This is a genomic window from Lysinibacillus sp. GbtcB16 (assembly GCF_019091145.1).
Classification (GTDB): domain Bacteria; phylum Bacillota; class Bacilli; order Bacillales_A; family Planococcaceae; genus Lysinibacillus; species Lysinibacillus fusiformis.
Map to the genome: position 1 here is coordinate 1 of NZ_JAGXJV010000026.1, position 5,866 is coordinate 5,866.

The window sequence follows — 5,866 nt, forward strand, 5'->3', positions numbered from 1 at the left end:
TCCGAAGTAGCTCAGTTGGTAGTAGCACCTGACTGTTAATCAGGTTGTCGCAGGTTCGAGTCCTGCCTTCGGAGCCATTTTTTTTGTGTGGGGAAGTACTCAAGAGGCTGAAGAGGCGCCCCTGCTAAGGGTGTAGGTCGGGTAACCGGCGCGAGGGTTCAAATCCCTCCTTCTCCGCCATTGGCCCGTTGGTCAAGTGGTTAAGACACCGCCCTTTCACGGCGGTAACACGGGTTCGAATCCCGTACGGGTCATACAAAAAACAGTAGATGCGTTTGCGTCTACTGTTTTTTTATAGAAAACTAATGTAAGATAAACGATTTACTCTTGATTCATTGCATGCTCATCCATATAAACTACTTCCCAAATATGCCCATCTAAATCTTGAAAACCCCAGCCATACATAAATCCATGATCCTGTGGATCACTATAAGGTTTACCCCCGGAGGCAAGTGCCTTATTTACTAGCTGATCTACTTGCTCGCGATTTTCTGCAGATAGACATAAAATTGCTTGAGCAGAAACAGTAGTATCCGGTATTTCCTTGTTACTAAATCCTTTGAAGCGATCTTCGACCATTAGTAAAGCAAAAATATTTTCACTAATAATCATTGAGGAAGTTGTTTCATCACTGAATTGTTGATTGAACTCAAAACCTAACTCCTTAAAAAATGACGTGGATTTGTTTACATTTTTTACTGGTAAATTAATGAAAATATTTTTCGATTGAAAAGACATTTCTTATCACCTCCAAATCGACATTATCATAAAAAATAAATGGGTGTCAATTTCAGGAGGTAACCCAGATACTTAATTTTTTGAGCAAATAAAAAGCAGAAATATTGTTTTTTACAACATCTCTGCTTTAAAATCGTAATTTATCTTCTTGCTAACATTCTTTCCAGAGAACTAAGAGCTTCAGTGCTAGTATGGCTATCAACTTGAATACGGTTATGTGGTTGACCTTGTTCAATGCTTTCTAAGCACCATAGTAAATGGGGGAGATCAATGCGATTCATCGTTAGGCAAGGACAAAAGTTTTCATTTAAAGAGATGATCTGTTTATCTGGATGCTGCTTTATAATACGATTGACTAGATTCATTTCTGTCCCTATTGCCCATGCAGATCCACTAGGTGCTTGACTAATTGTATCGATAATGTACTTAGTTGAACCAGCATCATCAGCCACATCTACAACTTCACGACTACATTCAGGGTGAACAATAATTTTCATGGCTGGATATTCCTTACGAACAGTCTCTGTATGTTGAACTGTAAATCCTTCATGTACAGAGCAATGACCCTTCCACAGAATAACTTGGATGTTCTCAAGAGGCTGTTTAGTTTCAAGTATATTTTTATGCGGATTCCAAACGGCCATATTCTCGAGTGGAACACCTAAGTCATAAGCAGTATTTCTGCCTAAATGTTGGTCGGGTAAAAAGAAGATACGCTGTTTTTGTGTAAATGCCCACTGAACAAGCTCTTTCGCATTAGAGGATGTTACACATGCACCACCATGTCTTCCTGTAAAAGCTTTAATAGCGGCTGTTGAATTAACATAGGTAAGTGGAATGATCGTATCACCAAAGAGCTGCTGTAAAATGGGCCATGCTTGTTCAGTTTGATAAATATCAGCCATGTCAGCCATCGAGCAACCAGCACGCATATCTGGTAAATATACATGTTGTTGTTTTGATGTTAGCATATCAGCAGTTTCAGCCATAAAATGTACCCCACAAAATACGATGTGCTCCGCCTCTTTGTTTGCTGCAGATAATTGAGCCAGCTGTAAGGAATCTCCCGTTGCATCAGCAAATTGGATAACTTCATCTTTTTGATAGTGATGTCCCGGAATAAAAAGCTTAGATCCTAATTTTTTTTTGATTGATAAAATACGAGATTCCATTTCCGATATGGATAATGCCCGATAATGCTCAGGAAGTAACGTCGTCTGCTGTAATAAACTAGTGATGGACAATGGAGTAGCCTCCTTTCATTTGTACAAGGGCGCTAATGTCAAAGGCTTTGACAGAGTGGGTTAGAGAACCAAGTGAAATCCACTGTATACCTGTTTGAGCATAAGCTCTTATATTTTCAAGAGTAATGCCTCCTGACGCTTCAGTCGTGATAGAAGAAGGAACAGCTGGCAGCCATGCACGTATTTCTTCAGGACTTCGATTATCAAACATTATAATATCTGCACCAGCTAAAATGGCTTCATCTAGCTGTTTTTTTGTTTCTATTTCCACTTCAATTTTAACGGTATGACCAACTTTTTCTCTAGCAGCCTGAATGGCGTTTGTTAGACTACCAGCAAAAGCAATATGATTATCCTTTAGCATGATTGCATCATATAGGCCGTTGCGATGGTTAAAAGCACCACCGATTCGAACAGCATATTTATCAAGCATACGCAAGCCAGGAATCGTTTTACGGGTATCGCAAATTTTTGTGTGCGTTCCTGCAATTTCCTGTACTGCTAGGTGAGCCGCCGTAGCTATTGCAGACATCCGTTGTATAAGATTTAAAATTACGCGTTCTCCCATTAATAATTTTTGTAAGGGCCCATCTATAATGGCAATGACGTCGCCAGCCTCTACGGCTTCCCCATCTTTTTTAGGAAGGTTGACTTTTATAGACCGATCTAATACGTGAAAGCCATGCTCAATAATAGGTGCGCCACAAAAAATGCCACTTTCTTTGGCATAAAATGAAAAAGTTCCTTGCTCTTTAGGAGAAAAAATATATTCACTCGATAAATCCCCATCACCTATATCCTCATTAAAAAATTGTTTGAGCATTTCCTCGAGTTTGATGATATTCATACAATGAATTCCTCACTTTCATTTGTCCTTGAGAAAAAATAATCCATCGGTTTGCCCACTTTGCTTCCATCGCGGGTTTATCGCTACGAATGTGGGCTCCACGTGTTTCAGTTCTTGTAATGGCCGCATGGGTTATTAATGTGGCGACAACATGCATCATATATAGTTCCAGCTCAGTCTGTTGCAAACCCTTTAAATTTGCATGGAGAAGTGCTTGTATAGAGGGTAATTGCTGGAGGGAATATTGCAAATCGTCACCGTTTCTAACGATACCTAAGTACTTCATCATATGTTGCTGTAATTGTTGTTTGCTGAATAATGAAGGCATTGAATCGACACTTTTATCGCTAGCAAGTAAGAAATCTTTTTGGCTACAGCCTTGTTGAATAATGAAATATGCCATTCTGTGCCCAAAAGTAATTCCTTCTAATAGGGAGTTACTAGCTAAACGATTAGCTCCGTGGACCCCTGTACAGGCCACTTCGCCGATAGCATACAAGTTGGCTATAGTGGTTCTGCCTTTATCATCAGCAATAATACCGCCCATTAAAAAATGACTACCTGGTGAAACAGGAACTAGGCCATCTTGTAAGTCAATATGGTTGTTACGGCAAAGCTGTGTGATTGATGGAAATTTTACATCAAAATTTTGGATGGAGGATATATCAAGGAATGTTTCCTCACCAGCCGCCCGTTTGTTAAATAATACGAGTGCTGTAATATGTCTTGGCGCTAAGTCAAGTTGTGCATGGATGCCCTTCATAATTGGACGACGTTGGGCATCGACAAAAATACCACCAGCTCCTCGTACCGCTTCAGAAATCAATCCTTTTGCCTCGTTTTCACACCAAAGCAAACTTGGATGAAACTGCATAAATTCCATATCACTGATGGCAGCTCCTGCCCGAAATGCTAAAGCAATACCATCACCAGTATTTGTTGGGTCATTAGATGTACTTGAATAAAGTGCTCCTGCACCACCTGTCGCTAAAATAACATGATGGGCAAAGTAGCGTTTAGTGCCTTCGCATCCTTTTGTAAGTACACCTACACAGTCACCATTTGTATTTAGTAAAAGTTCATAGGCCATTTCATAGCAATTTACCTTTGTATTAGGTGAAAGTTTATGAAGCAAGTAATCTATGAAAATTTGACCAGTACGATCACCACCTGCATGAAGAATACGATGATGGCTATGTGCTCCCTCCAGACCTAGAGCAGGGGCTCCATTGCTATGCCGATCAATGGGGAATCCAGCTTGAAGGTAGTTACGCATTATTTTTGTGCCTTCTTCTATGAGCATTTGAACATGGCTACTTTCATGATGAAATTCTCCGGCCTTCAATGTATCCGCAATATGGTAATCAATATGATCCTCCTCACTTGTCACGGCGGCAATGCCACCCTGTGCACGATAGGAGCTGCTCGTATGGACGGAAGATTTTGTAACTATTTGTATTTTAAAATGTTCTTCGAGCAGTAGAGCTGCCTGAAGTGCTGCAATACCACTACCAATTATAAGGACGTCTGTCTTTACATCCATAGTTATACCTTCTTTACAGTTGTCTTTACACCTATCTTTACATAAAATAAAAAAGAAAACAAGACCTGTTGAACGAGAGAGGATGAATACGATGATCTACATGGATTACGCAGCAACAACACCAATGACGAAGAAGGCGCTTGAAGCATATGTAGAGGTAGCACAGCGTTATTATGGAAATAGCTCAAGTCTCCATGATTTAGGGGGACAAGCGCATTATTTTATCCAGCAGTCAAGAGAGATTATAGCTAATGAACTTGGCGTCAATAGTGATGGCGTAATCTTTACTGGAAGCGGAACGGAAGGAAATATTATGGCCATTTTGTCATTAGCATTAGCCTCTAAAAAAGGAAAACATATTATTTCATCACAAGCTGAACATACGTCTGTACATGCAGCTTTAAATACATTGGAGAAAATGGGTTTTGAGGTGACAAAATTACCGTTGCAAAAGGATGGTTGTATTGACTCAAAACAACTACTACTTGCTATTCGAAAAGATACAGCATTAATTTCCATTCAACATGTAAATTCAGAAATTGGTTCTATTCAACCTGTGGAAAAAATAATCGAAGCAGCAAAAGAATCCGCTGTTTACTGTCATATAGATTGTGTACAATCCTTTGGAAAATTAACTATACCAAGAGGGGGAGACGCTATGACAATTTCCGCACATAAAATAGGAGGACCTAAAGGCTGCGGCGCTGTTTATATAAACCCTGCAATTCGTGTTCCAGCACTAACACCAGGCGTAACTCATGAAAGAGGATTAAGAGGGGGAACTTTAGATACACCTTCCATTGTTTCCTTTGCGGCAGCGGTTGAAAATAATAGTTATGAAAGACAGCATTACGAGGAATTAAGAAGATATTTTAAAAGTCGTCTACCAAAAGCAGGTCGCCTAATAGAGTGTAAGCAGCAATTGCCGAATATTTGTGGTGTCATGATGAGTAAAGTGGAGGGGCAATATGTATTATTAAAATTAAACGAGGCAGGGATCAGTATATCAACAGGAAGTGCGTGTGATATTCATAGCGAATCCGGAACAAAAGCCATTTTATCTATGAATTATTCAATGGAAGCGGCACGCCAATTCTTTAGAATATCATTCGGAGATTCAACAACATTTAAAGAAATTGATAGATTGACTATGGAACTTGCTACTATTTAGTAGCAAGTTTTAAGCAAGATCATAAGCTGAAAATATATAGATGAAAAATAATTGTTTTCTTTTGAAACAACTATTGCTATAATATTTTGCAGGGCAATATTTTCTCTTTCTTAACAAAAATATCTTTTAAAAGTAATAATTTCTTTTTTTTATAAAAAAGTATTGCACAATATGAGAAAACGTTATACAATAATTCTTGTCTTGAAGGACAGGTAAACAACTTCAAAACAAGATACATAATAAAGCAGTCTAGTGATGATGGCAAAGAGGTCACACCCGTTCCCATACCGAACACGGAAGTTAAGCTCTTTAGCGCCGATGGT

Annotated in this window: 5 protein-coding genes, 3 tRNA genes and 1 rRNA gene; 5 read left to right on the plus strand and 4 right to left on the minus strand. The window is 39.1% G+C overall.

Translation table 11 applies throughout. The annotated features are described in order from the left end of the window. The 3 genes from KVT27_RS22720 to KVT27_RS22730 all read left to right on the plus strand — a co-directional run bounded on the left by KVT27_RS22720 (position 1) and on the right by KVT27_RS22730 (position 254). Positions 1–77, plus strand: a tRNA-Asn gene (locus KVT27_RS22720). Between the two features lie 12 nt (positions 78–89). Continuing rightward, positions 90–180: transfer RNA gene (locus KVT27_RS22725), tRNA-Ser, on the plus strand. A gap of 2 nt (positions 181–182) precedes the next feature. Next, positions 183–254: transfer RNA gene (locus tag KVT27_RS22730), tRNA-Glu, on the plus strand. Positions 255–321: 67 nt separating this feature from the next. Here KVT27_RS22730 and KVT27_RS22735 read toward each other — a convergent pair. The 4 genes from KVT27_RS22735 to nadB form a co-directional block, all read right to left on the minus strand. Next, positions 322–738, minus strand: a complete 417-nt coding sequence (locus KVT27_RS22735) for a VOC family protein (RefSeq protein ID WP_008181739.1) — start codon at positions 736–738, stop codon at positions 322–324. Positions 739–878: 140 nt separating this feature from the next. After that, positions 879–1,982 carry a quinolinate synthase NadA gene (gene nadA, locus KVT27_RS22740; protein WP_217581989.1) on the minus strand — a complete coding sequence of 368 codons (1,104 nt, stop codon included), beginning with the start codon at positions 1,980–1,982 and terminating at the stop codon, positions 879–881. After that, positions 1,969–2,829, minus strand: coding sequence for a carboxylating nicotinate-nucleotide diphosphorylase (gene nadC / locus KVT27_RS22745; RefSeq protein ID WP_036119831.1), 861 nt, complete (start codon positions 2,827–2,829; stop codon positions 1,969–1,971). The genes nadA and nadC overlap by 14 nt, the downstream gene beginning before the upstream one ends. Further along, complete coding sequence (gene nadB, locus KVT27_RS22750) at positions 2,786–4,372, minus strand: L-aspartate oxidase (RefSeq protein ID WP_217581990.1); 1,587 nt, start codon at positions 4,370–4,372, stop codon at positions 2,786–2,788. Before nadB ends, nadC begins: the two co-directional genes overlap by 44 nt. A 100-nt stretch (positions 4,373–4,472) precedes the next feature. Between nadB and KVT27_RS22755 the strand changes: the two genes are divergently transcribed. Next, positions 4,473–5,543, plus strand: a complete 1,071-nt coding sequence (locus tag KVT27_RS22755; protein WP_051998172.1) for a cysteine desulfurase family protein — start codon at positions 4,473–4,475, stop codon at positions 5,541–5,543. Between the two features lie 248 nt (positions 5,544–5,791). Next, a 5S ribosomal RNA gene (gene rrf, locus KVT27_RS22760) occupies positions 5,792–5,866 on the plus strand; the annotation flags it as partial.

Excerpts from the sequence above, each read along its gene's own strand:
- nadB (WP_217581990.1), bottom strand. The coding sequence starts at position 4,372 with ATGGATGTAAAGACAGACGTCCTTATAATTGGTAGTGGTATTGCAGCA.
- nadC (WP_036119831.1), bottom strand. The coding sequence starts at position 2,829 with ATGAATATCATCAAACTCGAGGAAATGCTCAAACAATTTTTTAATGAG.
- KVT27_RS22735 (WP_008181739.1), bottom strand. The coding sequence starts at position 738 with ATGTCTTTTCAATCGAAAAATATTTTCATTAATTTACCAGTAAAAAAT.
- KVT27_RS22755 (WP_051998172.1), top strand. The coding sequence starts at position 4,473 with ATGGATTACGCAGCAACAACACCAATGACGAAGAAGGCGCTTGAAGCA.